Here is a 17,760-nt window from a genome sequence, read left to right as displayed (position 1 = left end):
AGCCGCTCCCCAAAGGGGAACCAGCGCTTATGTATGAAGCTTTCATCGCCGCCTTCATCGGCCTGTTTGTGATTGTCGATCCCATCGGCATCGCGCCCGTTTTTGCGGGCCTGACCCAAAACATGCCCAAGGCCGTTCAGCACAAGATGGCGATCAAGGGCACGGTGATCGGCACGCTGATCCTTATTTTCTTCGCCCTTGTCGGCAAACCCTTCCTCGGTGCGCTGGGTATTTCGATGGACGGCCTCCGGGTCGCGGGCGGCATTATGCTGTTCATCATCGCGCTTGAAATGGTTTTCGAAAAACGCACCGAACGCAAGCAAGAATCGGCTGAGAAAATGGACGACTATTTCGAGGACATCTCCGTCTTCCCGATCGGCCTGCCGCTACTGGCCGGCCCCGGGGCCATCGCCACCATTATGCTGACCATGTCGACGTATGAACATGACCTGATGGCGCAGGGCGCGGTGCTTGCGGCGCTCGCACTGGTGATGATTATCACTCTCGTCATCTTTTTCACTGCCGGCAAGGTGATGGACCTTCTGGGGCCGACCGTGAATGCGGTGCTGACCCGCCTGCTGGGCGTTATCCTTGCCGCCCTTGCCGCACAATATGTTCTGGACGGGCTGAAAAACACCTTTCTGGGGTAACGGATTCGCGCGCTATAGGCCATTGCACACATTTTACCGGAAACTGTCATATTCCTGCACATATCCTGCACAGGTTCTGCACATCACGCTGTGACCGAGGCACGCGTTGACAGCCCCCCGGCTTTCGGTCACTCTCGCCCGCAAATGGAACCATCAGTGTAGGGACAAGATGAAAAATATATTCACTATATCGGCCGTGGCTTTTGCGCTTGCGGCTTGCGGCGACGCTCAGAATACTGAGGAAAATCAAAGCACTGCGCCATATGAAATGAGCGCCGAAGCCTTGGGTGCACATATCAAGGAACTCGCCTCCGACGCATATGGCGGCCGCGCGCCTGCCTCCCCGGGGGAAGAGTTGACCGTGCGCTATATCGAGCAACAGTTCAAAGACGCGGGCCTGAAGGGCGCAAACGGTGGCAGCTTCATACAGGACGTGCCGCTTGTCTCCGTGGAGACCAAAGGCGCCCCTGTGATCACGCTTTCAAAGGACGGCGAGACGCTGGAACTGGCCTACCGCAACGACCATGTGCTCTGGACCCGGCACGAACAGACAGCAACCAGCGTGGCAGACAGCGAGATGGTGTTTGTCGGCTACGGCATCAATGCCCCAGAACGCGGCTGGAACGACTATGAAGATATTGATGTAAAAGGAAAAACCGTTGTCATCCTTGTCAATGACCCCGGCTTTGCGACCCAGGACGCCGACCTGTTTGAAGGCAACACCATGACCTATTATGGCCGGTGGGACTATAAGTTCGCCGAAGCCGCCCGCCAGGGTGCCGCCGCCGCCATCATCCTGCATGACACCAAGCCTGCAGCGTACGGCTGGGGTACGGTCGACAGTAGCTGGACCGGACCGCAGTTTGACATGGTGCGCGACGACAAGGGCGCGTCGCTGGCCGAGGCCGAAAGCTGGATCACCACTGAATCCGCCGACAAGCTGTTTGCGCTCGCCGGTCTCAACCGCGCTGAACTGCAGGCTGCGGCCACAAGACCCGGCTTCACGGCGGTGCCAATGGGGGTGAATTTCTCGGCCGGGTTTGCGTCTGAAGTCAACCACATCAACTCGCGCAATGTCGCCGGCTACATCAAGGGCAGCGAACATCCGGATGAAGTGTTTATCTATATGGCACACTGGGACCATATCGGCACCGACCCCAATGCGGAAGGCGACGGCATCTATAACGGCGCCCTTGATAATGCCAGCGGTACCGGTGGTCTGATCGAGCTTGCCCGCGCTTATGCGGGTGCCGGCAGCACGCCGGAGCGCTCAGTACTTTTCCTCGCTGTCACGGCAGAAGAGCAGGGTTTGCTGGGGTCGGCCTATTATGCTGCCAACCCGCTGTTCCCGCTAAATAAGACCGTCGGCGGCATCAATATGGACGGGCTTAACTATTATGGCCCCACGAAGGACGTGACCGTGATCGGTCTCGGCAATTCAGAGCTGGATGAGTACCTTGATCAGGCCGCAAAGATGCAGGACCGTGTGCTTGTCGCTGATCAGGAACCGGAAAAAGGTTACTTCTACCGCTCTGACCACTTCGAGCTGTCAAAACTTGGCGTGCCGATGCTGTATCCCAACTCGGGTTACGATCACCGCGAAAAGGGCCGCGCCTATGTTGACGGCCTCGTCGCAGACTATCTGGAAAATCGCTACCACCTACCCGCAGACGAATATGATGCCAGTTGGGAGCTTTCCGGCGCGATTGAAGACCTTCAGCTTTATTATAATACCGGACGTCTGGTGATTGATGCGACCGACTGGCCAAACTGGAGCGAAGGCAGCGAATTCAAGGCACTGCGCGACAAGCAGCGTACCGGTGAATAAAATCTGTCATTAAAGAACGGCAAAAGGCGGTCCCCGTGGCCGCCTTTTTTCATACATTGTCTGCGAGCATCTGTGTTCAGCTCGCGGCCATTTCCTAAACTAATGTCCCTCTTCTCGCACCGATCACGCAGTTTTAGTCTGACTTCAGGGTATTTGAGGGGACACGGCACATGAACAAGCGCTTTAAAGCCCTTGCCTTGATAGCACTTATGCTGAAAGCGGCTCCGGCGGCTGTTGCCGATTGGCGCAGCGGCTTAAACCTTGAGGATGCAGACCTCAAGTTATTTCGTATGGTCATGATCAGCGAGGGTGTGGAAGCCGGTGCCATGGAATATGGCTGGACCCGCATCGGCGACCGTTATCTGGTAGAGGACCGTACTCATATGGTGCCCGATACCCTTGAAAGCGCCAGCGCCCTTATCGATGCACAAACCTTGCTGCCCTATAATGTGATGATCAAATTCTCCATGACCAGAAGCATGATGAATGTGGATCTGCGCTGGGCCGACGGGCACAGGCGCGGCCAGATGATAACCCGTGGCACAGACAAAAGCGAAACCGTGCGTGACATTGATCTTGTTGAGGACAAGCATGCCCCCCTCCGCATGGCCGCTATCGGATTTATTGCCGCCATGCCGCTGGACGAAGGCTACCGAACGTCTTTTGACTGGTTCAACACCATGGCCAATCGCGTCGAAAAAGTGCGGGTTGCGGTCGCTAGCCGGACGCGGGTGTCATCCCCCGCCGGCACCTTTGTAAGCCACAAAGTGGAGTTGCGAGGCGTTGCGCCGGGGAATAATCTCTATATCACTGCCGCGAAACCACGCCGTATCGTACGCATTGATGTGGTTGGACAGGATATGTATTTCCTGCGCGCGCCGGATTAATCCGAATAGCCGAAGGCCCTGAGGGTCAGCAGCACCACCGACAAGGTCACTGCCGAGCCACCTGTCGAGATCAGCACCGTGGTGGCCGCCCGGCGGGAGCCTACACCGTGTTGCATGGCAAAACTGTAGGCGATCATGCCGGACGGCAGCGCCGCCATCAGCGTGGCCACGCCTACCCACATGTCCGCCAGCATCAGCCAATAATGCGCGACTGAGAAGACAATGACCGGCAGGACAAAAAGCTTGAGAACCATGGCCACGGCTGCCTGCATAAGGTCCCCCGATATCTGCACGCGCGAAAGCGCAAGCCCTGCTGCGAACAAGCCCACAGGCGACGCCGACGCCGCGGGCAGGCCCACAAGCCGCTCAAGCCACAAGGGATAGGGCAAGCCAAGCGCAGACCAGGAAAGCCCCGTGAGAAGGGCGAGGATAATCGGATTTTGCCGAATGCTCATGAAGGTGCGCACCAATATGCCGGGACCGTCCCCGCGTCCCTTGGCATGTTCGATAATGATCGTGGTGGTTGGCAGCAGCGTGAGCGAATGGAAGCTCAGCAGCACAAGGAAAAGCCGCACCCCTTCCGCACCGTATGCGCCTTCAATGATCGGGATACCGACAAAACCGCCGTTGGCGAAGCAGGCGGAGAGCGCAAAGATACCCTGCTCGGCAAGGGTAAGGCGAAACACAAACCGCGCGATCACCACCGCGACACCGTAAAGGAACAGCAGCGAGCCATAATAAGCGCCCACCAGCACCAGTTCACTGGGCTGTGGCAGATCGCGGGGCGCAAGCGAACTGAACAGAAGCGCGGGGATGGCGATATACCAGACAAAAGCGATCAGGATCGCGCTGGAGCCTTCAGGGAAGAGCCGGGTACGGCCAAGACCGTACCCAAGCATGATCAGGAGGAAAACCGGGGCGATAATGGTCAGGATATCAGCCACGGAACCTCGCTTGTTTTATAAGGCGCCTATGCCGCACCGGTTATTCGTATGACGGCGGCAATGGCACATTGCCGCGACGCTTGAGTAGCTGGAGCCTGAGTGCATTCAGCTTGATAAAGCCCTGTGCGTCGCGCTGGTCATAGACTGTGTCCTCCTCAAAGGTCACATGCGCCATTGAGTACAGGCTTTTCGGACTCTTGCGGCCCACAACATGTACACCGCCCTTGAACAGCATCAGCCGAACCGTGCCGACAACATGGTCCTGGCTCTTGTCAATAAGCGCCTGCATCATCTCACGCTCCGGCGAGAACCAGAAACCGTTATAAATCAGCTCGGCATATTTGGGCATGATTTCGTCCTTGAGGTGCATGGCACCGCGGTCAAGGGTGATCTGCTCAATGCCCCGGTGGGCCGCCAGCAGGATAGTGCCGCCCGGCGTCTCATAGATGCCGCGTGACTTCATGCCGACAAAACGGTTCTCCAGAAGGTCAAGCCGGCCAATACCGTGCTTCTTGCCGTGCTCATTGAGCGCGGTCAGGAGCGTGGCCGGGCTCATGCTCACACCGTTGATGGCAACAGCGTCACCCTTCTCGAAATCAATCTCGATATACTCCGGCTCGTCCGGTGCGGTCACCGGGTTGTCGGTCCGGGCGTAGACATATTCTTCCGCTTCCACCCATGGGTCTTCAAGCGCCTTGCCTTCACTGGACGTGTGCAGAAGGTTGGCGTCCACGCTGAACGGCGCTTCGCCGCGCTTGTCCTTGGGCACCGGAATCTGGTGCTGTTCGGCAAAGTTGATCAGGTCGGTGCGGCTGTGCAGGTCCCACTCACGCCAAGGTGCAATCACCTTGATATCGGGGTTGAGCGCATAATAGCCAAGTTCAAACCGTACCTGGTCATTGCCCTTGCCGGTCGCACCGTGGCAGACGGCATCAGCGCCCACTTCACGTGCAATCTCGATCTGGCGCTTGGCGATCAGCGGCCGCGCGATCGCGGTGCCCAGCAGATACATGCCTTCATAGACCGTGTTGGCGCGGAACATGGGGAAGACGTAGTTTTTGACGAAATCTTCGCGCACGTCCTCAATGTAAATTTCTTTGATACCCAGCATTTCCGCTTTTCGTCGTGCCGGCTCAAGCTCCTCACCCTGCCCCAGGTCTGCGGTAAAGGTCACAACTTCACAGTCGTAGGTCACTTGCAGCCACTTGAGGATGATCGAGGTATCAAGCCCGCCTGAATAGGCAAGCACAACTTTTTTCACTTGGTCCGACATAGGGAAACTCCGGTAATGCGTTTTGCACGGCGCAGTATAAGTAGGCAAAGGCTTTGGTCAATTGCCTTGCACGTTTATTTTTTAGGACTTTAGTGCAGAAAAACTTGTTTTTGGACACGCCAGAGCGAATTGCACTGAAAATAGAGGGCGAGCAACCCAAGCGCCAGATAAAAGCCCCCGGCACGCTCGGCAGTTGTCGGATCACGACTTATGCTATATGATACGCCAGCCTTTCAAAAGGAAAGGACGCGCAAAATGCGCGGGACGTTAGCTAGAGAACTGGCCATGCTGAGTGTGAATACCAATTCGGGCGCCTTGTCCGCCCTGCGCAATCTGGAAGCCAACCACAAGTGGCTTGAGACATTGCAGGAGCGTATCGCCACCGGCTATAAGGTCGGCTCCGTCACCGATGATGCAGCAACTTATTCGATCGCGCAGCGCATGCGCGGCGACCTCGCAGGCCTGAATGCCGCCATTGGCAGCATCGACCGCGCCACCGTTGCCGTAGACGTTGCGGTTGTCGCTACCGAAAGCATTTCCGACATTCTGACCGAGATGAAGGGCAAGATGGCCTCACTGGTCAGCGCGCGCGAGAACGGTGACGACAGCGCCGCTACCGCCTACACCCGCGACCTTGACGCCTACCGCGACCAGATCAAGACGATTATCTCAAGCGCTACCTTTAATGGCACCAACCTGATTGACCACAGCAACGGGGTGATCAGCGCGCTGGCCAATTCAGACGGCAGTGACACCATCGATTTTGAGCATCAGGACCTGTCGTTTGGCGGGGCGCTTATCACGCTGACCGATGACAGCGATTATTCTATGGCGGAGCTTGAAAACTCAATCAAAAATGTGAACGCAGCCATGTCGCACTTCGGCACTGCCTCGCGGCGGCTGGAAATTCAGAAGGAATTCACCAACAAGCTGCATAATGTGATCGAGGAGGGCATTGGCCGCCTTGTGGACGCCGACCTTGCCCGCACCGCCGCCGACCTTCAGGCCGCGCAGATCAAGGAACAGCTCGGCATTACAGCGCTGAGCATCGCCAATCAGGCACCGCGCAGCCTGCTGACGCTTTTTGGGCTGAAGTCCTAGACGGGTTTTCCGCCTTAGCCTGTCACCCAGCCAAGCGCGCTGTCGCTTTCTTCCACATGCACAGGGGCAGGGACCGCAGCGTCCGCTTCACGCGCGAGCTGCGCCTTGGATTTTTTCTCGGACGCTGACTTGAGCTGGCCGCAGGCCGCCATGATATCGCGCCCGCGCGGGGTACGAATGGGCGCCGAGATGCCGCCTTCATACACAATGTCTGAGAAACGCTGGATCTGATCCCAGTCGCTGCACTCATAAACGGTGCCCGGCCAAGGGTTGAACGGAATGAGGTTCACCTTGGCGGGCAGCTTGTATTTGCGGATGAGGCGCACCAGTTCCCGCGCGTCGGCGTCGCTGTCGTTCACGCCCTTGAGCATGGCATATTCGAACGTGATGCGGCGGGCATTATGCGCACCGGGGTAATTGGCACAGGCGGTCAGCACCTGATCAAGCGAATATTTTTTGTTGATTGGCATAATCTCGGAACGTACATCGTCGCGCACCGCATGCAGGGATACCGCCAGGTTCACACCAATTTCCGTGCCGCAGCGTTCCATGTGCGGCACCACGCCGGAGGTGGACAAGGTGATGCGGCGGCGGGAAAGCTGGATACCCTGATCGTCCATAATAATCTCGAGCGCTTTTTTGACATTGTCGAAATTATAGAGCGGCTCACCCATGCCCATCATCACGATGTTGGTCACCCGGCGGCCAGCCGTGGGGTTTTTCCATTCGTCAAGGTCATCCCGCGCGATCATCATCTGCGCCACAATCTCGCCCGCTGTCAGGTTACGCACAAGGCGCATGGTGCCAGTGTGGCAGAACTTGCAATTGAGCGTGCAGCCAACTTGGGATGACACACAGAGCGTGCCGCGGTCTTCCTCAGGAATATAAACCGCCTCGGCCTCATTGCCGTCAGCAAAGCGGATAAGATATTTGCGTGTGCCATCGTTCGAATATTGCGCTTCGACAATCTCTGGCCGTTTGATGACAAAATGCTCGGCCAGTTTGGTGCGTACATCCTTTGACACATTGCTCATGTCGTCAAAGCTGGTGACACCGTGGTGGTACACCCAGGACCACACCTGATTGGCGCGCATGCGCACCTGCTTCTCGGGCACGCCGATCTCTGCGATCACAGTTTTCAGTTCCTCACGGTCGAGGCCAAGCAGGTTGGTCTTGCCGTCAGCGTCAATCACAAGGCGTGGGGAAATAATCGGCTCATGGCCGTTGGGGGTAACTTGCATCATATGTCTCCTGCCTTTTGTGGGCATATGCTCACGCCAGGGCGTTTCGGGCAGCGGGCGTTCCACCACGGCTGCGGGCTCAAATATGGCCGCGCTTATACGCCTGCACCGCCCCAATGTAAAGATCAGTGATTGACGGCTATGGCCGCGCTTCATAAGCTTTCAACGCAACCCCGCACGAGGACCGCCACCATGCCAGTGCCCACGGGCTACACCATCGCAGCCGCCCAATATACCGCCAGACGCGGCGACATAAGCGCGAACCTTGGCAGCCATATGCGCATGGCGGGCATGGCCGCGCAGGCGGGGGTGGATTTTCTGGTATTCCCCGAGCTTTCCGTCACCGGGTATGAAATGGACTTGGCCGAAAGCCTTCAAAGCACGCCGGATGATGCGATGTTCGCCCCCTTGCAGACGTTTGCAAGCCAACATGATATGCGGGTGATGGTGGGCATGCCGCTGCGTGCACCATCGGGCAAACCCTATCTGGGTTCTGTCATCCTCGGCGGTGCCGCGCCGGTGGCCTACCACAAGGTGCATGTGCACAAAAGTGAGGAACCCTATTTCCAGCCAGACGACAAGGTAGGCATGGCCGAACACAAGGGCACAAAGCTTGGCCTTGCCATCTGTGCCGACCTCAACCACCCAAGCCACGCCGCCCGTGCCGCCGATTGCGGCGCAGACATCTATGCCGCCAGCGCGCTGATCTCGGTAGAAGGCTATGACCGCGAAGCCAAAATGCTGGAAGGTTACGCGCGCGCACACGATATCGCCGTGATGCTATCGAACTACGCCGGCAAAAGTGGCCCCTACACTCCGCCTGGCGGCAGCGCCATCTGGGCACCGGGCGGCGAACAGGTCGCCATCATGAACGATACGCAGGAAGCGCTGGTGCTCGCCACCCGCACCGAAAGCGGCTGGGTGGGCAGAACTTTGATTTCCAATAACTGAAACACGGCGGACGATTATACATCAATCCGGGTTCAGTTGCAGGCCTTGGTAATGGCGTTATAGGCCGCGGTGAAGCCTGACAGCGAATAGGTGTCCGTCGTGTTGGTGCCGCGCTGGCTGGTAGCCTTGACCACAAGGTTTGCGCCCGCTTTCATGGCGGCCACCACAGCGGCGTCATCCTTCGGGTCATAGGCCCAAGCGCCCGAACCTTCGGTGAAGAAGCGGAAGCTGTGGCGACCATCAACCGAGATGCTGGCTTCACTGCCACGGCGGATCGGGTAGCCCACCACTGCGTTCACTTCACCCGTGACACCAAATTTTGGCCGGTGGGTGACGGTCATATATATCTGGCCGCGGGTGGCGTTTTTCCGGCTCGCCGTACTGCGTTTCGGGCTTGAGATGATGTAACAGGTCTTGGCGCCATTTGCCGTACCTGCCATGGCGTCCCAATCACGGTAGCTGCCCAGCAGGCGTGGTTTGCCCTGCGCCTCGGCACCCGCGCTCAGCATAAAGGCGCTCATAAACAAAGCCAGAAGCAGAAATGAAAGTCGCATACGTCCCTCTTTTACCATGTCATCCCTTGTACCGTGTCATCAAACGGGTTTCCCCGCCCGCCGGGCCTTGCGGCTAACGGCTTTATTCCTTTGCTTCCCGCCTGGCCCGGCGCTCAAGGCGGCTGAAACGGCCACCATGCACGTGCGCAGGCTTCTCGACAGGGTCTTGCCCGGCCATCAACGGCCGATCGGCAAAACCGCCAAGCATGCGCAAACGGTCATACATGACTATAGCACCAGCTGTCGCCACGTTAAGGCTGAACTTTGTCGGTATTTTGATCATATAGTCACAGCGCGCCGCCATCTCGGCGCTGAGGCTCCTGCGCTCGGCCCCAAGCACATAGACCGCGCGGGTCGGGTGGCGAAAGCTGGGCAGGTCTATGGCGTCATCGGTGATCTCGATGCCGACAAGCTTGCACCCCTGCGGCACGTCCACCTCCGCCGCGCTGGCGTAAGCATAAAACGGGATCTGGGTGTGGGTTTTGCTGGTGTCGGCAAAGTCAGCGGTCACCGGCGCGCCCGAATGCTGCGCAACTGCGGGCTTGACCGCAAAGGCGAAGCTGGCGCCAAAACCGTGGGCGGTACGAATAAGGTTGCCCATATTACCCTCCTTGGACACCCCGTCGATCCCGATACCAAAATAGCCGCGCATGCGCCCTCACACTCCTGACAATTACGTGCTGACGTCCTGATCACCCGCCCGGACCGTCTCGGGCTTTGCTTTAGCATAGGGATGCGCCGCTGCCAAAAGGCATGACACAACAAGCACCACGGATGCGATGATCAGCGACAGCTCAAGGTTCCACTCAAAGGCAAAACCGGCAGCAATGCTGGCGATGGGCAACAGCCCGACAGACATGAACATCAGGATGCTCATCACACGCCCCAGAAGCTTCTCCGGCGTGGCTTTTTGCAGATAGGTAGTGAAATGCACCCAGATATAACTGTCGCCGCAGCCGGCGATGAAAAACACCAGCATCGCCCACCAATAGGGTGGATACAGCACAATCAGGCCGATGGTCGCGCCTGAGAAGGTGAAGATGAGGAACATGACCCGCACGACATCCTCGTCGCGCGGCCATTTGAACATGCCGCCCGCCATCGCGCCCAGAAGCGCACCGCTGCCGTAAGCCGCGATCTCAAGCCCGTACACATAGGCGCCTTCCTCAAAACGTGCGTCCGCCAGCGCCGGCAGGCCGATAAAAATCGGCGCCTGAAAAAAGGTTTCCAGTATGGCGATGCCGATGAAGCCAAGCCTGACGGTGGGGTTGGACCACACCCAGCGGATACCCTGCCAGATGGCAGACGCCATGGATTGGCCCGCCTCGCCCTCGTCCTTGTCGTATGAACGCGCCCGGATGAACAGGAGCGTGAGGAATGAAAACGCAAAGGTCAGTCCATCAAGGAAAAAAGCGCGCGCGAGGCCGATACGGTCCTCGGCAAAACTGCCGCCCGCTTGCGTCGGTTCGTGGCTCACGGTGCTGGCTTCCCCCGCGATCACAATACCCGCGATAACGGGGCCGATGATCACCCCCAGCCACATGGTGGTCTGCACCAGCGAGTTACCCGCCTGCAGATCATCCTTTTTCACAAGGCTTGGTACAATTGAGGTGGTGGCCGGATAAAAGAATGCATCGGCCAGACCAAAAGCCACCGCCGCGATAAACACAATCTCTATCGTGACCGAATCGGCATACAACAAATAAGCCAGCAGCATCACGAGGCCCAGCCGCAATATGTTGGTCCACAGCATGACACTGCGCGGGTTGGTGCGGTCCACCAGCGCACCGCCCCACAGCATCAGTACCGCCCGTGGCAGACCTTGCGCCGCGAAGACCAACCCCATCAAAAGCTTGCTGCCGGTCAGTTGCAGCACCAGCCATGGGAAGGCCAGCATGCTGATATGATCGCCGATAACCGACACAAACTGGCCAAGCCAGTAAAAGAGAAAGTTGCGATCTTTAAGAAGCTGCAGCATAACAGGGTCCGATATTCATAGGTTCGGCGGGGTCGCCATCTAGCCACGGCATCTGCGGTGCGGCAAGGCCGGATAGCTCCTGCATCCCGCATGTAAAGGTTTTGTGATCACATGGCTGATAAAAAAGCAACATCCCCCTGGCTCAGGCTCGGCATCGACTTTGGCCCGCTGATTGTCTTTTTCATCAGCTTCAAGTTTGGCGACATGTTTATCGCCACCGGGGCCTTCATGATCGCCAGCGTGGTGGCCATGGTGGCCTCGCGGGTGCTCACCGGTCATATCGCCCCCATGCTGAAGGTTACCTTCGTGATTGTCATGGTCATGGGTGGCCTGACGCTGTACCTGCAGGACGAAACTTTTGTCAAAATGAAGCTGACGGTGATCAACAGCCTGATTGCCATCATCTTGCTGGCCGGGCTTTTCACAGGGCGGCTTTATATCAAGATGGTGATGGAACTTGCACTTGAGATGGATGATGAGGGCTGGCGCAAGTTTACCCGCAACTATGTTCTTTTTCTCATAATCATGGCTGTGGTCAACGAGTTGATCTGGCGTACGCAGTCAGACGACTTCTGGGTCAACTTCAAGACTTTCGGCTACATGGGCGCAACTTTCATCTTTATCATGGCACAAATGCCCATGCTGATGAAATACATGCCCGAAGAAGACGCAGAAAAAGAAGAGGACAGCGGCAAGGCCTAGCGGCTGATGACCCCAGACGCATCCGGCGGGTTGGTAAACGGCGCAAAGCCACTTTTGCCGCGCACCGCCCTGTGGTGGTTCAGAACCCAATGCACACTCGGGAACGCAAGTTCATCCCAAGGGATATCTTCCCAGTCGAACAGCGCAACTTCCAGGCTTTCTATACCCGGCGCAAACTCCGGCGTTTTCAAGGTTGCCCGGTACATCAGATGCACCTGACTGATGTGCCTGACCGAATACACCGCCAATAGGTCGGTAATCTCAATATTAGCCGTGGCTTCTTCATAAGCCTCGCGTGCAGCGCCTTCATCGGGCGCTTCGCCGTTTTCCAGAAAGCCTGCCGGGATGGTCCAACGGCCTTTTTGCGGGAAGATGGCCCTGCGGCATAACAGGATTTTACCCGCGTGTTCCACCACAGCACCCGCAATGATACGAGGGTTTTCATAGTGAATGAAACCACAATCACTGCACACAAGCCGTTCGCGCTCGTCCCCGTCGGGGACACGTTTTTCAAATGTATCGGGAATACCGGTTGCGTTTGCCATACGCCGTAAGATAAGCCATGCGCCGCCGCCGTCCAGCGTCAATTAACGCTGGCAGCAATTCATCAAAGGCTTAAACGCGAATATCGATGATCTGACCCAAACGCACATCACGCTGCACACCGCCCTGCTGCGACAGCCGACCAACGGGTGCCTCGCGGGTATTGGCGTTCAACTGGCTGACTTTTTCGCTGGCAACCTGAAGCTCGCGCGAGCTGGAGAGTTCCCCTGTCCGGCCAGACCCTCTCGACTGTTGTGCCGGGGCCTGCCTGCTGGTGTCGGATTGTTCCCGCGCCTGCTGGTTCAGCTTGTCTTTGATCAGGTCGCTGGGCCGTGGCGTCAGGTCGGCGCTCGGGCGCACTTGCGCCTTCTTGCCAGCATTTGCCTGCAACTGTGCCTGCAGTTGAGACTGCAAACCGGTGGAATTTGAATTGATTTCAACCATCGCTCAGACCACTACACAATAATACTGACAACTCAGTTCTGGCAAATTTATGCGCTGGATAAGGCCACGGACTTCTTCGGACCAGTCGAATACATAGCTGGCAGACATGCTAACGGCTAATTGTCACCAGAGTATTAAAGATCGGGATTCGCCCTCAAATTGTCAAGTAGAGCCTTGAGCGGCGCGGCTTTCCCCGCTTCCACAACACTGATGCCGCGCTCAAGCGCCGCGACAGCCGCCTCCTGATTCCCCAGCGACAACTGCGAACGCGCCAGCATCATCCAGCCTTCCGGATCATCCGGGTTGTCCTCAAGACGGCCAGCCAGCCGCGCGATCATGCTGTCGATAAAGGCGGCGCGGTCTTCTTCGCTCATGGCGGCAACCGCAGCCATCTGATCATTGCTCAGTTTTGGTGGCTTGACCCCCAGCGCAGAAAGCTTCTGCCGCACAGACCCCATCCACGGCGCGTCAGGTGCCGACCGGTCAGCCAAAGCCGTCCACGTGGCGCGGGCCTTATCGGCGTCACCCATCTGTTCATAGGCAAGGCCCAGATAATATTGCGCCGCCGGATGATTGGGCGCCTCATTGAGCACCCGCGCCAGCACCAGTCTTGACGCTGGTGTGATACGCCCGCCCGCCATCGCCAGCATGGCTTCAAACTGGTGCACGCGCCACTGGATCTCGTTTGGCTGAAGCTCTGCCAGCCGCGCAAAGGCGTTGGCAGCGGAGGAATAATCCCTGATTGCCCGCGACGACTTTGCCAGCACATCCCAGGCCTTCACGTCTTCGGGGTTTTCATCCAGATGCTTGCGGATCGACTTCAGCGCCTCGCCGTAGGTCGGGCCGCCTTCCTCGATCTCGGTGTGGCGGCCCTCAGCAACGAAGCCGGGTTTGGCGGGCAGGTCAGGCCTGCCGACAAACCAGTAAAATACCACCGGCACCAGCACCAGAACACCTGCGATCGGCCATAGTGCCTTACCACTGCCGCGCGACAGTACGGACCCTTTACCCGCACGGGCCGCCTTGAGGATACGGCGTTCAATTTCTACCTTCGCCGCTTGCGCTGACGTATCGTCGATCACACCGCGCGCCACATCTGCGTCGAGCTCCCTGAGCTGCGACCTATAGTGGCTGACAGGATCAAGGCCCTGTGCCGTTTTGCCTTCCCCGCGCAACAGGATCATGAGCGCGGTTACCAGTATGAGGCCAAGGAAAAACCAGATCATTTTTCGCTCTCCTCATCGGCCAGAATATGTTTGAGCTCCGCCTCTTCTTCCGCGCTTAAGGGCGCAGGCGGTCCTGCCCTGCGGCGGCGGGCAAGGGCAATCAGCACCAGTGCAAGGAACAGGAACGGCGAAGCCCACAGAAAATAGGTTCGGGGCTTCACCGGTGGTTCCAGCAGCACCCAATCGCCATACCGGGCCACCAGATACGCGCGTACATCGTCAGCGCTGTCACCCTTTGCGATACGCTCGCGCACCACCTGCCTCAGGTCGCGCGCCAGATCAGCGTTCGAATCCTCAATCGACTGGTTCTGGCACACAAGGCAGCGGATATCTTTCATCAGCTCCCGCGCTGTGGCTTCCATGGCGGGGTCGTCAAGCGGCTTTTCGTCCACCGCCACGGCAAAGGCTGCGCCCGTCAGCATCAACATAACCAGCAGCATACCCACCCGGCGCATCATTTTACTGCCTCATAGGCGGGCAGCAATTTGGTCTCAAGGCCATCACCCACAATCGGACCCCAATGGCGGTAGCTAATCATGCCGTCACCACTGATGACAAAGGTTTCCGGCACGCCGGTCACGCCAAAATCGATGGCGAGGCGACCGTCACGGTCTACCGCCGCGCGGCTGTAGGGGTTGCCAAGCTCCTCAAGGAAAGCTCGCGCCTTGGCGGGGTCATCCTTGTAGGCCACGCCAATGATCGTGGCACCGTGCTCACCAGCCAGCTTCATCAGGTTTTCATGTTCAGCTCGGCAGGGCACACACCAACTGGCAAAAAAGTTCACCAGCACAGGCTGGCCTGACTTCAGGGCCTCATGGCCAATCTCTGTCTCAGCGGGCATGAGGCCGGGCAAGGTAAATTCCGGCACCGCTTTGCCGATCATCACACTTTTGATCTCGTTGGGGTTGCGGTCCTCCAGCGTCATCATGCGCAGGAACACGGCAAACAAGGCAAGGACAATGATCAGCGGCAGGAAACGTTGCATGGCTTAGCCTTTCGCCCCCTTTGCCTTGGGCGCGCCAATGCGCAACCGCCGGTCGGACAAGGACAGCATACCGCCCAGCATCATCATCAGCGAGCCGATCCAAAGGCCGGAGATAAACGGTTTGAAATACAGCCGTACAGACCAGCGGCCGGACCCCGCCGCCTCGCCGATCACCGCGTAAAGGTCACCCCGCACCAGTGGGTAAATCGATGCTTCCGTGGTGTTCATTACCGGGTCTGTATAGAGGCGGTCTTCGGGGGTGAGCGCGGTCACCGCGCGGCCATGGCGGCTGACGTCAAAATAGCCACGCACTGCTGTGAAGTTTGGCCCGGCCACAGGGCTAACACCACCAAACTTGAAGTCAAAGCCGCCAACTTCTGCGGTATCGCCCGGCGCCATCACGACCAGTTTTTCTTCCGTCCAGGCTTCGGAGATGGTGATGCCGAACAGAATCACTGCAAGGCCAAGGTGTGCAAGGCTCATGCCCCAGCTGGCGCGCGGCAGGCCCCTGAGCCTCTGCCATGCGCTGTCCGGCTTTTTGAAAAGCTGGATACGCTCGGTGATTTCAAGGAATACGCTCACGCTCAGCCACACGGCGAGGCTAAGGCCAAAGGCCGTCATGACCGCCCCGCCCACGCTTTGCCACCAAATGACAAGCCCTGCCACGGCGGCCACCACAAGGGCAGGCACCACGATCTGCGCCGCCCGGCCAAGCCGCCCGCGTTTCCACGCCAGCAAAGGGCCAAAGCCAAGTGCGACAATCAGCGGGCTCATCAGCACCGCTGCCGCATATTCAAAAAACGGCGGGCCGACGCTCAATTGCCCGGCGCCCAGCGCCTCGACAAACAACGGATAGAGCGTGCCCACCAGCACCACCGCCGCAAAGGTCGACAGCAGGATGTTATTGAGCACCAGCGCGCTTTCGCGGCTGACAAGGCCAAACACCCCGCCAGGCGCCAGGCGGGGCGCGCGCCATGCATACAGTGTGAGCGACCCGCCAACCACGACAGCGAGGAAACCAAGGATGAAAACGCCGCGGGCCGGATCAACCGCAAAGGCATGCACGCTCGTGAGCACGCCGGAGCGCACAAGGAAGGTACCAAGCAGCGAGAAGGAAAAAGCGATGATCGACAACAGGATGGTCCAGCTTTTGAGCGCGTCGCGTTTTTCGACCACAATTGCGCTGTGCAAAAGTGCTGTCGCCGCGAGCCACGGCATGAAGGCCGCATTCTCGACCGGGTCCCAGAACCACCAGCCGCCCCAGCCCAGTTCATAATAGGCCCACCATGACCCCAGCGCGAGGCCACCGGTGAGGAAAACCCACGCCGCCAGGGTCCAGGGCCGCACCCAGCGCGCCCACAAGGGGCTGACTTCGCCTTCAATCAGCGCCGCCACAGCAAACGAGAAGGCAACCGACAGGCCCACGTAACCGAGGTACAGCATCGGCGGATGAAAGGCGAGGCCGGGGTCCTGCAACAGTGGGTTAAGCCCGTTGCCTTCAATCGGTGCGGGGTCAAGCCGTGCAAAAGGATTTGAGGTCAACAGGATGAACAGCAAGAAGCCAACAACCAGAAGGCTTTGCACCGACAGCACCCGGGCCCGGAACCGCGCGGGCAAAAAGCGGCCGCGCAGGGACACCGCACAGGCAAAAAGCGTCAGGATCAGAACCCACAGCAGCAGACTGCCCTCATGGTTGCCCCATACGCCGGAAATTTTATAGAGCATCGGCTTGGCCGTGTGCGAATTGGACGCCACAGCGATCACCGAAAAATCTGAAATAACAAAGCTGTAGGTCAGCGCGGCATAAGAGATAAGCACCATGACAAACTGGCCGATGGCGGCGTTGTCTGCCAGTGCAACCAGCCGGACGTTCCCTTGCCGGATACCAATATGCGGCGCTACCGCGCCCAAAAGCGCAAATGCCAGCGCGATCATCAGCGCAAAATGGCCCAGTTCGGCGATCATCAGCGGCTGTCCCCGCCACTTGCGTAAGGCTGATTGAGCCCCTCGGGGTGGCTGCAGGCTTCTGCGTTTTTGGGCATGGTGCCGGGCGGGGCGTAGTTTTCATCATGCTTGGCCAGCACGGTGTCGGCCACAAAAGTGCCGCCCGTGTCCAGCCGGCCTTCGGTTACCACGCCCTGCCCCTCGCGGAACAGGTCTGGCAGCAAGCCCTTGAAAGTAACAGGGATATCGGCGGCACAGTCGGTAATGGTGAAATGATAGGTCAGGCCGTCTTCGGCCTTGGTGAAGGACCCCGGCGCCACCAGCCCGCCAAGGCGAAAACGTTTGCCCGGCTCAACCTCTTTGGCATGCACCGCACTGGGCTGAAGGAACAGGCTGAGGCTGTCGCCCCCCAGCGCAAACAGCACCAGAAGCACCGCCCCGGCGATCGCGGCGACAGCAACAGATGCCACCAGAAGCCTTTGCTTTTTGCGGGTTTTAAGGCCTGCCAT

The 17,760-nt window shown here is 58.4% G+C and carries 19 protein-coding genes; 6 read left to right on the top strand and 13 right to left on the bottom strand.

What is annotated here, in order from left to right:
• Window positions 1-29: 29 nt before the first annotated feature.
• The 3 genes from ACN0VM_RS03720 (at window position 30) to ACN0VM_RS03710 (ending at window position 3,365) form a co-directional block, all read left to right on the top strand.
• Window positions 30-650 carry a MarC family protein gene (locus ACN0VM_RS03720; protein ID WP_417449499.1) on the top strand — a complete coding sequence of 207 codons (621 nt, stop codon included), beginning with the start codon at window positions 30-32 and terminating at the stop codon, window positions 648-650.
• Between the two features lie 169 nt (window positions 651-819).
• Complete coding sequence (locus ACN0VM_RS03715) at window positions 820-2,478, top strand: M28 family peptidase (RefSeq protein WP_417449498.1); 1,659 nt, start codon at window positions 820-822, stop codon at window positions 2,476-2,478.
• 170 nt (window positions 2,479-2,648) lie between these two features.
• The gene (locus ACN0VM_RS03710; protein ID WP_417449497.1) at window positions 2,649-3,365 is read left to right on the top strand and encodes a hypothetical protein; all 717 of its coding nucleotides are present in this window, start codon (window positions 2,649-2,651) and stop codon (window positions 3,363-3,365) included.
• On the opposite strand, the gene ACN0VM_RS03705 is transcribed toward ACN0VM_RS03710, so the two are convergent.
• Both ACN0VM_RS03705 and ACN0VM_RS03700 read right to left on the bottom strand, forming a co-directional pair.
• Window positions 3,362-4,309, bottom strand: coding sequence for an AEC family transporter (locus tag ACN0VM_RS03705; RefSeq protein ID WP_417449496.1), 948 nt, complete (start codon window positions 4,307-4,309; stop codon window positions 3,362-3,364). The two genes, ACN0VM_RS03710 and ACN0VM_RS03705, sit on opposite strands and share 4 nt — an antisense overlap.
• Window positions 4,310-4,349: 40 nt before the next feature.
• On the bottom strand, window positions 4,350-5,582 hold the full coding sequence (locus tag ACN0VM_RS03700) for an argininosuccinate synthase (RefSeq protein ID WP_417449495.1): 1,233 nt from the start codon (window positions 5,580-5,582) through the stop codon (window positions 4,350-4,352).
• Window positions 5,583-5,837: 255 nt separating this feature from the next.
• On the opposite strand from ACN0VM_RS03700, the gene ACN0VM_RS03695 reads away from it, so the two are divergent.
• A complete protein-coding gene (locus ACN0VM_RS03695) occupies window positions 5,838-6,683 on the top strand; it encodes a flagellin (RefSeq protein WP_417449494.1) in 846 nt (281 codons plus the stop codon).
• Between the two features lie 14 nt (window positions 6,684-6,697).
• On the opposite strand, the gene rlmN is transcribed toward ACN0VM_RS03695, so the two are convergent.
• Entirely contained in the window at window positions 6,698-7,924 is a 1,227-nt protein-coding gene (rlmN, locus tag ACN0VM_RS03690) for a 23S rRNA (adenine(2503)-C(2))-methyltransferase RlmN (RefSeq protein WP_417449579.1), read from the bottom strand.
• Window positions 7,925-8,116: 192 nt separating this feature from the next.
• Here rlmN and ACN0VM_RS03685 point away from each other — a divergent pair, with 192 nt between their 5' ends.
• Window positions 8,117-8,875, top strand: coding sequence for a carbon-nitrogen hydrolase family protein (locus ACN0VM_RS03685; RefSeq protein ID WP_417449493.1), 759 nt, complete (start codon window positions 8,117-8,119; stop codon window positions 8,873-8,875).
• 32 nt (window positions 8,876-8,907) lie between these two features.
• On the opposite strand, the gene ACN0VM_RS03680 is transcribed toward ACN0VM_RS03685, so the two are convergent.
• The 3 genes from ACN0VM_RS03680 to ACN0VM_RS03670 form a co-directional block, all read right to left on the bottom strand.
• Window positions 8,908-9,429, bottom strand: coding sequence for an invasion associated locus B family protein (locus tag ACN0VM_RS03680; protein WP_417449492.1), 522 nt, complete (start codon window positions 9,427-9,429; stop codon window positions 8,908-8,910).
• Window positions 9,430-9,511: 82 nt separating this feature from the next.
• Complete coding sequence (locus tag ACN0VM_RS03675; RefSeq protein ID WP_417449491.1) at window positions 9,512-10,081, bottom strand: RNA methyltransferase; 570 nt, start codon at window positions 10,079-10,081, stop codon at window positions 9,512-9,514.
• Between the two features lie 21 nt (window positions 10,082-10,102).
• Window positions 10,103-11,407, bottom strand: a complete 1,305-nt coding sequence (locus ACN0VM_RS03670) for an MFS transporter (RefSeq protein ID WP_417449490.1) — start codon at window positions 11,405-11,407, stop codon at window positions 10,103-10,105.
• Window positions 11,408-11,518: 111 nt separating this feature from the next.
• Here ACN0VM_RS03670 and ACN0VM_RS03665 point away from each other — a divergent pair, with 111 nt between their 5' ends.
• Window positions 11,519-12,109, top strand: a complete 591-nt coding sequence (locus ACN0VM_RS03665; protein WP_417449489.1) for a septation protein A — start codon at window positions 11,519-11,521, stop codon at window positions 12,107-12,109.
• On the opposite strand, the gene ACN0VM_RS03660 is transcribed toward ACN0VM_RS03665, so the two are convergent.
• The 7 genes from ACN0VM_RS03660 to ccmE all read right to left on the bottom strand — a co-directional run bounded on the left by ACN0VM_RS03660 (window position 12,106) and on the right by ccmE (window position 17,760).
• On the bottom strand, window positions 12,106-12,654 hold the full coding sequence (locus ACN0VM_RS03660; protein WP_417449488.1) for an NUDIX hydrolase: 549 nt from the start codon (window positions 12,652-12,654) through the stop codon (window positions 12,106-12,108). The two genes, ACN0VM_RS03665 and ACN0VM_RS03660, sit on opposite strands and share 4 nt — an antisense overlap.
• Window positions 12,655-12,724: 70 nt before the next feature.
• Window positions 12,725-13,096, bottom strand: a complete 372-nt coding sequence (locus ACN0VM_RS03655; RefSeq protein ID WP_417449487.1) for a hypothetical protein — start codon at window positions 13,094-13,096, stop codon at window positions 12,725-12,727.
• A gap of 134 nt (window positions 13,097-13,230) precedes the next feature.
• A complete protein-coding gene (ccmI, locus tag ACN0VM_RS03650; RefSeq protein WP_417449486.1) occupies window positions 13,231-14,322 on the bottom strand; it encodes a c-type cytochrome biogenesis protein CcmI in 1,092 nt (363 codons plus the stop codon).
• Window positions 14,319-14,780, bottom strand: a complete 462-nt coding sequence (locus ACN0VM_RS03645; RefSeq protein WP_417449485.1) for a cytochrome c-type biogenesis protein CcmH — start codon at window positions 14,778-14,780, stop codon at window positions 14,319-14,321. Before ACN0VM_RS03645 ends, ccmI begins: the two co-directional genes overlap by 4 nt.
• Window positions 14,777-15,307 (bottom strand): DsbE family thiol:disulfide interchange protein, encoded by a 531-nt coding sequence (locus ACN0VM_RS03640; RefSeq protein ID WP_417449484.1) that lies wholly within the window; start codon window positions 15,305-15,307, stop codon window positions 14,777-14,779. The genes ACN0VM_RS03645 and ACN0VM_RS03640 overlap by 4 nt, the downstream gene beginning before the upstream one ends.
• A 3-nt stretch (window positions 15,308-15,310) precedes the next feature.
• Window positions 15,311-17,272 (bottom strand): heme lyase CcmF/NrfE family subunit, encoded by a 1,962-nt coding sequence (locus ACN0VM_RS03635; RefSeq protein ID WP_417449483.1) that lies wholly within the window; start codon window positions 17,270-17,272, stop codon window positions 15,311-15,313.
• On the bottom strand, window positions 17,272-17,760 hold the full coding sequence (ccmE, locus tag ACN0VM_RS03630) for a cytochrome c maturation protein CcmE (protein ID WP_417449482.1): 489 nt from the start codon (window positions 17,758-17,760) through the stop codon (window positions 17,272-17,274). The genes ACN0VM_RS03635 and ccmE overlap by 1 nt, the downstream gene beginning before the upstream one ends.

Origin of the sequence: Kordiimonas sp., from assembly GCF_048260245.1 — a bacterium.
Taxonomy (GTDB): Bacteria; Pseudomonadota; Alphaproteobacteria; order Sphingomonadales; family Kordiimonadaceae; genus Kordiimonas.
Note: the sequence above shows the minus strand (reverse complement) of the source record. Positions and strands in the feature narration are given on the sequence as shown.

Bases quoted from the DNA above. Each gene is read 5' to 3' on its own strand.
- ACN0VM_RS03720 (WP_417449499.1), top strand. From the start codon at position 30: ATGTATGAAGCTTTCATCGCCGCCTTCATCGGCCTGTTTGTGATTGTC.
- ACN0VM_RS03715 (WP_417449498.1), top strand. From the start codon at position 820: ATGAAAAATATATTCACTATATCGGCCGTGGCTTTTGCGCTTGCGGCT.
- ACN0VM_RS03710 (WP_417449497.1), top strand. From the start codon at position 2,649: ATGAACAAGCGCTTTAAAGCCCTTGCCTTGATAGCACTTATGCTGAAA.
- ACN0VM_RS03700 (WP_417449495.1), bottom strand. From the start codon at position 5,582: ATGTCGGACCAAGTGAAAAAAGTTGTGCTTGCCTATTCAGGCGGGCTT.
- ACN0VM_RS03695 (WP_417449494.1), top strand. From the start codon at position 5,838: ATGCGCGGGACGTTAGCTAGAGAACTGGCCATGCTGAGTGTGAATACC.
- rlmN (WP_417449579.1), bottom strand. From the start codon at position 7,924: ATGCAAGTTACCCCCAACGGCCATGAGCCGATTATTTCCCCACGCCTT.
- ACN0VM_RS03685 (WP_417449493.1), top strand. From the start codon at position 8,117: ATGCCAGTGCCCACGGGCTACACCATCGCAGCCGCCCAATATACCGCC.
- ACN0VM_RS03680 (WP_417449492.1), bottom strand. From the start codon at position 9,429: ATGCGACTTTCATTTCTGCTTCTGGCTTTGTTTATGAGCGCCTTTATG.
- ACN0VM_RS03675 (WP_417449491.1), bottom strand. From the start codon at position 10,081: ATGCGCGGCTATTTTGGTATCGGGATCGACGGGGTGTCCAAGGAGGGT.
- ACN0VM_RS03670 (WP_417449490.1), bottom strand. From the start codon at position 11,407: ATGCTGCAGCTTCTTAAAGATCGCAACTTTCTCTTTTACTGGCTTGGC.
- ACN0VM_RS03665 (WP_417449489.1), top strand. From the start codon at position 11,519: ATGGCTGATAAAAAAGCAACATCCCCCTGGCTCAGGCTCGGCATCGAC.
- ACN0VM_RS03660 (WP_417449488.1), bottom strand. From the start codon at position 12,654: ATGGCAAACGCAACCGGTATTCCCGATACATTTGAAAAACGTGTCCCC.
- ACN0VM_RS03655 (WP_417449487.1), bottom strand. From the start codon at position 13,096: ATGGTTGAAATCAATTCAAATTCCACCGGTTTGCAGTCTCAACTGCAG.
- ccmI (WP_417449486.1), bottom strand. From the start codon at position 14,322: ATGATCTGGTTTTTCCTTGGCCTCATACTGGTAACCGCGCTCATGATC.
- ACN0VM_RS03645 (WP_417449485.1), bottom strand. From the start codon at position 14,780: ATGATGCGCCGGGTGGGTATGCTGCTGGTTATGTTGATGCTGACGGGC.
- ACN0VM_RS03640 (WP_417449484.1), bottom strand. From the start codon at position 15,307: ATGCAACGTTTCCTGCCGCTGATCATTGTCCTTGCCTTGTTTGCCGTG.
- ACN0VM_RS03635 (WP_417449483.1), bottom strand. From the start codon at position 17,272: ATGATCGCCGAACTGGGCCATTTTGCGCTGATGATCGCGCTGGCATTT.
- ccmE (WP_417449482.1), bottom strand. From the start codon at position 17,760: ATGGCAGGCCTTAAAACCCGCAAAAAGCAAAGGCTTCTGGTGGCATCT.